General features: G+C 34.1%; 3 protein-coding genes. All 3 read left to right on the top strand.

The annotated features are described in order from the left end of the window. The first annotated feature begins 161 nt into the window (after positions 1-161). Positions 162-2,447 carry a serine hydrolase gene (locus QZ659_RS19875; RefSeq protein ID WP_291728738.1) on the top strand — a complete coding sequence of 762 codons (2,286 nt, stop codon included), beginning with the start codon at positions 162-164 and terminating at the stop codon, positions 2,445-2,447. 234 nt (positions 2,448-2,681) lie between these two features. Continuing rightward, positions 2,682-2,969, top strand: a complete 288-nt coding sequence (gene rpsO / locus QZ659_RS19870; protein ID WP_291728735.1) for a 30S ribosomal protein S15 — start codon at positions 2,682-2,684, stop codon at positions 2,967-2,969. A gap of 154 nt (positions 2,970-3,123) precedes the next feature. Continuing rightward, positions 3,124-5,358, top strand: a complete 2,235-nt coding sequence (gene pnp, locus QZ659_RS19865; protein ID WP_291728733.1) for a polyribonucleotide nucleotidyltransferase — start codon at positions 3,124-3,126, stop codon at positions 5,356-5,358. Positions 5,359-5,714 lie beyond the last annotated feature (356 nt).

Raw genomic sequence — 5,714 nt, 5'->3', positions numbered from 1 at the left:
TTGAAGCATCATATTTTTAATGGATTTAGTTTTTACTAAAGTAGCGTAATATTTTGAATAATCCTATCTAAACTTTAGTAATGCAGCATTTTCATTTCTACCACCGTAAAGACATAAATATTTTCACAGACTACTTTAACATTATCTGATTTCTCTATAAAATGCGTTCTATCTCTACAAAGTCTTATTTCATTTTCCTGCTACTTTCAATCTTACATTTCTCTTCCTTTGCTCAAACTACTGTTTTTGAAGGAACTCTAATCGACAAAGAAACCAAAGAAGTTTTGCCGTTTTGTAACATTTATTTTCAAAATACACAGCTAGGAACTGTAAGTAATTCAGAAGGGCGTTTTAGGTTACTTGTGCCTAAAGAGCAAGAAAAAGATACGTTATTTATCTCTTATATGGGTTATTCTACCAAGAAGATATATTTACCTCATCTTTTTTCTCAAGAAGGAAATCTTATTATAGAATTGGAGCGAGATGAAACCAAACTTGATGCTGTGGTAGTTCAAAGTTATACAGCAGATTTTCTCGTAGAGAAAGCAATAGAGAATATTTCTAAAAATTATTATTCTGACCCTATCAAAACAAGAGGTTTTTATAGAGTAGTTTCGAAAAAAGACAGGCAATATGTACATCTTTCTGAAGCTGTATTTGATTTACATCTTTCAAAAACAGAAAAACCTGATAGGCAATTCCGATTGGAGAAAATGAGAGCTATCAAAGATGAAAAACTCTCAAAAGGGATTGATTTAGGTCTGAAACCAAATGGAATCTATGAATTTGACATTGTAAACAGTATAAAAGATACTGACTTGCTCAATAAAAAAGGATTGAAATTACACGATTTTGAACTTGAAGGAACTGAAATGATAGATGGGAAAGAGGTTTTTAAAATTAGCTTTGACCAAAAAGAGGAGAAAAAGGCAGGCTACAAAGGTTATTTGCTTATAGATAAAGAAGATTTTGCTTTCTTATATTTTGAATTTGGTTTGAGTCCGAAAGGTATTGCATATCATAAATACGGCGATGCAGCTACACGAACTTTAATGAAACTCTTAGATGTTAATATCTCTGTCAAAGATGAAACATATCAAATTTTCTATAAAAAAATTGGTAATACATATTATCTAAATAATCTTTCTAGTTCTATTCTATTGAACTTCCAGTCTAATCGTCAGCATTTTAATTTTGACCTAGATACTAAGTTAAATTACCTTACCACAAGTATTGATACCACAACAAAAGAACCTTTTACCCAAGAGGAAGTATTAGGAAAAGGAAGATTAATTGAACATCAAAATTCTGTTTATGATAAAGACTTTTGGGAAAACTATACTATTGTGTTACCAAACCAAGAAGACGATTTTACAGAAATTGCTAAAACTATAGCAGCAAATAATAAAGCCAACGACCTAAAGAAAAAAGTTAGTGAAAGGCTTTATAAACTTCCTAAAGACAAGGCACTACGAGTAGATTCTCTTCTGACTTTCTATAATAATGAAGGGCTATTCAATGGAAATGCTCTAATCACTTACGAAGATGAGATTATCTTGGATAAGAGTTATAATAACCCACTCACACAGAATACAAAAAATTCTCAATTTCGTCTCGGCTCACTTAGCAAGACATTTACAGCCGTACTTATTTTGCAGTTAGAAAAAGAAGGTAAAATTAGTTTTCAAGATTCGGTAGGAACGTTTTTATCCAATTATAGGCATCCACAAATTACGATTTCACAGCTTCTTAGTCATCAGAGTGGTATTCCAGACTATTTAAAAAAGAATGCTTATGTTACTCAGATTATGGAAAAACCTTATTCTTCACAGAAATTGGTTGAACTTTTTTGTAGTGATAGTTTAGAGTTTGAACCTAGCCAAAAGTTTGAATATTCTAATTCGAATTATGTCTTGCTTGCCAGAATTATAGAAAAAATTACAAATCAAGATTTTTCAAAAGTAATCCAAGAAAAAATATTTGCGCCTTTAGAAATGAACGATACGTTTTTTGGAAGTAAAGAAGAGCCAAATAACATAGTAAAAGGATTTATGTATGGAAAGCCAGAACCATCGTATTTTATTGAAAACGTGATAGGAGCAGGAGGAATTACTTCTACCACAAAGGATGTATTGAAATGGAGTAAAGTATTAGATGGAAAATATCCACAGTTTATTGAAATTACTGATTTAGAAAAACTCTTTACTCCACAAGCTGAATATACAGACTGGGATGCTTTTTATGGTTATGGCTTTATGATTGATAGTCATTATTTCAAATCTTCAAAAGACAGTAGAATACTTTACCACCCTGGAACTGATTTTGGGTTTTATACTATGTTTCTCAAACAACCTACATCTGGCATTACTATTATTCTCTTAAACAATACTGGAGATTTTCCTCGTTTTGAAATAAGTGATATTATCTTGGAGCAGTTTGATAATTAGAGTAAAGTTGTGGAAAGTAAAGTGTATAAAAGTTGCAAATATTCGAAAGATAGCGTAATTTTGCACTCCATTTAGTCATTATAAGGATGATTGCCGAGGTTGGATTTAATCAGACAGAAACAATATCTGCTCTGAATCATAATATATATACATAAGGCTAAATGGTATGATATAGAATTGACCTTAGCAGTTTATCAAACACGTACAACATCGTACACAAAAAAATAAATTAAAATGGCAAGAGTTGCATATTTAGACACAGCAGCAAAAGAAGAAATTTTTGAAAAAAATAGTCTTCAAAAAAACAAAAAAGACACAGGTTCAGCAGAATCTCAAATCGCTCTTTTCACACACCGTATCAATCACCTTACAGAGCATTTGAAAAGCAATAAAAAAGACCACGCAAGCCGTTTGGGTCTTTTGAAATTGGTAGGTAAGCGTCGTAACTTATTAGATTACCTTATTAAGGTAGATGTATTGCGTTACCGTGCTATCATCAAAGAATTGAATATCCGTAAGTAATCCAAGAGTCATATTCTTGAAGTTTTCTAACCCTAAAAGTCTGTAAAAGGCTTTTAGGGTTTTCTGTTTATTTTACGGTTTGGAAAAAATAAATTGAAATACTAAAAAAAACTGTATCTTCGTAGCGAATGAACACAAAAACTAAAAAACGTAAATGAAACCAAATCCGATTGTAAAAACGGTTTCTCTCCCCGACGGACGAGAAATAAGTGTAGAAACTGGCGTACTTGCCAAGCAAGCTAGTGGTGCAGTAGTTGTAAAAATGGGCAAAACAATGCTCTTAGCAACTGTAGTAGGAGCAAAAGAAGCTCGTGAAGGAACAGACTTTTTCCCTCTTTCAGTAGATTATCAAGAAAAATTTGCAGCAGCAGGACGTATTCCAGGAGGCTTTCTAAAGCGTGAAGGAAGATTGTCTGATTACGAAATCTTGATTTCAAGATTAGTAGATAGAGCTGTTCGTCCTTTGTTTCCAGATAATTATCATAATGAAACTCAAATTATGATTTCTCTCATCTCAGCAGATGAGGAAGTTTTGCCTGATGCGTTGGCTGGTTTTGCTGCTTCGGCTGCTATTGCTGTTTCAGATTTGCCAATGCTTGAGCCAATGTCAGAAGTACGTGTAATCAAGCTAGGAGAAGAATATATCATCAATCCAACACCTGAACAAATCGAAGAGGCTAGTTTGGAGTGTATTGTCGCAGCTACTTATGACAATATTATGATGGTAGAAGGAGAATCTAAAGAAGTTAGTGAAGAAGATTTGCTACAAGCTATTCAAAAAGCACACGAAACTATCAAGTTGCAATGTCAATTACAAAGAGAACTTGCAGAAGCAGCAGGAACGACAGAAAAACGTGAGCATTTACAGCCAGAAGGTGATGAAGAATTAGAAAAATTCCTTCATGAAAATTATTATCAAGCTATTTATGATTCTGTAAAAGCTGGAACTTCCAACTCAAAATCAGAACGCAAAGATGCTCTCAAAGAAATCAAGCAATCTTACCTTGATACGCTTCCAGAAGAGCCAGCAGAGGGCGAAGAGCCAAATCTAAAACTCATCAGTAATTATTTCAATAAAATGTACAAAAAGGCAGCTCGTAATTTTGTACTTGATGAAGGCACACGCTTAGATGGAAGAAAAACAAACGAAGTGCGTCCTATTTGGTCAGAAATTGATTACTTACCTGCTGCACACGGTTCAGCTATTTTTACTCGTGGAGAAACACAATCACTCACAACTGTTACACTAGGAACAAAACTAGATGAGCAAATGATTGATGGAGCAATGACTTCTGGTTACAACCGTTTTATTTTACATTATAACTTCCCTGCTTTCTCAACTGGCGAAGCTCGCCCTAACCGAGGACCAGGTCGTCGTGAAGTCGGACATGGAAACTTGGCAATGCGTGCCTTAAAAAATGTCTTGCCTTCTTATGAAGATAATCCTTACACAGTTCGTGTAGTTTCTGATATTTTAGAATCAAATGGTTCTTCTTCTATGGCTACGGTGTGTGCAGGTTCGCTTGCACTTATGGATGCTGGTGTAAACCTAAAGTCGCCAGTATCTGGAATTGCAATGGGGATGATTTCAGATAGCGAAACAGGTAAGTTCGCTATTCTCTCTGATATTTTGGGAGACGAAGACCACTTGGGAGATATGGACTTTAAGCTCACAGGGACAGCTGAAGGAATAACAGCCTATCAAATGGACATCAAAATTGATGGACTTTCTTATGAAGTTTTACACAAAGCATTATTACAAGCCAAAGAAGGTCGTATGCATATCTTAGGAGAGATGAGTAAAACTATTTCTACAGCTCGTGAAGAAATGAAAGACCACGCTCCACGTATCCATCAGATTATTATTCCTCGTGATATGATTGGTGCTGTAATCGGACCAGGTGGAAAAATCGTACAAGAGATTCAGCGTGAAACAGGAGCAACGATTACCATAGAAGAAGTTAATGATGCAGGACGTGTTTCTATCTTTGCTACAGACAAGCAAAAACTAGAGCGAGCTAAAAATATTGTTACTGAAATTGTCAGCGAACCAGAAGAAGGGAAAGTTTACACAGGTACAGTAAAGAAAATAACTGATTTTGGTGCATTTGTAGAGTTTATGAGAGGAAAAGAAGGTTTACTCCATATTTCTGAGATTACTTGGGAACGTTTGCCATCTATGGAAGGTGTTTTAGAGGAAAATGAGGAAATACAAGTAAAACTAATGGAAGTTGATCCACGCAGTGGGAAGTTCCGTTTGTCAAGAAAAGTCTTATTACCAAAGCCAGAAGGCTTCCAAGAACGTCCACCTCGTGACAGAAGTAATGATAGAGGAGGGAATGGAAGAGGAGATAGAAGAAGCTCAAGACCACCTCGTAGAAATAACTAATAGTTTATTTTCTGAAATTTCAATAGAAAAACCCAATATTTTATTGGGCTTTTTTTATTGGCTCTTTTTTAAAAGATACTATCTATTACTGAGTTTTGAATATTATTTTATATTTCTCATAAATTATATTTTTACGTAAGTTTTTGATAATCAAAAGGTTACTTATTTTTTTGGCTTTCGCAAACGTTTTGTGTTTCAAAAAAGTTTCTTTATTTCTTCGAAAATGTTTGCATTTCTATAAATAGTTTGTACTTTTGCCCTCCCAAACGGGGAAACGCAGCACATTCTTTAGAGCGTGTTGAAAAAAACTTCAAAATTTTTAGCAATAAAATTTGGAGGTTAAAAAATAAAGTTTT

This window comes from Bernardetia sp., assembly GCF_020630935.1.
Taxonomy (GTDB): Bacteria; Bacteroidota; Bacteroidia; order Cytophagales; family Bernardetiaceae; genus Bernardetia.
The sequence above is the reverse complement of the archived record's forward strand: the minus strand, read 5'-3'. Positions and strand labels throughout refer to the sequence as shown.

Excerpts from the sequence above, each read along its gene's own strand:
- QZ659_RS19875 (WP_291728738.1), top strand. The coding sequence starts at position 162 with ATGCGTTCTATCTCTACAAAGTCTTATTTCATTTTCCTGCTACTTTCA.
- rpsO (WP_291728735.1), top strand. The coding sequence starts at position 2,682 with ATGGCAAGAGTTGCATATTTAGACACAGCAGCAAAAGAAGAAATTTTT.
- pnp (WP_291728733.1), top strand. The coding sequence starts at position 3,124 with ATGAAACCAAATCCGATTGTAAAAACGGTTTCTCTCCCCGACGGACGA.